Origin of the sequence: Micromonospora sp. BL1, assembly GCF_003667485.1 — a bacterium.
Lineage (GTDB): Bacteria > Actinomycetota > Actinomycetes > Mycobacteriales > Micromonosporaceae > Micromonospora > Micromonospora tulbaghiae.
Window position 1 is genome coordinate 1 of the sequence record NZ_RCVK01000082.1, and the last position, 452, is coordinate 452.

1 pseudogene is annotated in these 452 nt (G+C 80.1%); it reads left to right on the plus strand.

Annotated elements, in window-relative coordinates:
- Nucleotides 1-452: pseudogene (locus tag EAD96_RS31345) on the plus strand (hypothetical protein); the annotation flags it as partial.

The window sequence follows — 452 nt, forward strand, 5'->3', positions numbered from 1 at the left end:
GCCCTGCGGTGTCCGGCCCGATCGAGGCACCCGAACCGCCCCAGCGCCCGGCCCGGACGGAGTCGCCACCGGCGGCCGGTGGCGACCGCGAGAAGCCCTCGCCGGCAGCCGGCGCCCGGCGCCCGGAACCGCCACCGCCGTCCAGCGGCGATCGGCCGAAGCCGTCACCCGCACCCGGTGCCGGGCGGACCGAGCCGCCCAGTGCCGGACGGGCGGAGCCGTCACCGTCGTCCGGCGCCGGGCGGGAGGGGAAGGCGCAGTCCGAGCGTGCCGCCGGATCGCGGCCGGACGCCGACGAGGGCTCGTCGGCCGACCGGTCCGGGGAGAAGAAGCGCGGCTCGGAGCGAACCGGCCAGCCGGCGAGCGCCGCCGCCGAGGCGGCACAGCTGGCGGGACAGGCCGGACAGGCACTCCGGCAGGCGGGCCGAAGCGTCTGGGAGGCGATCCAGGGC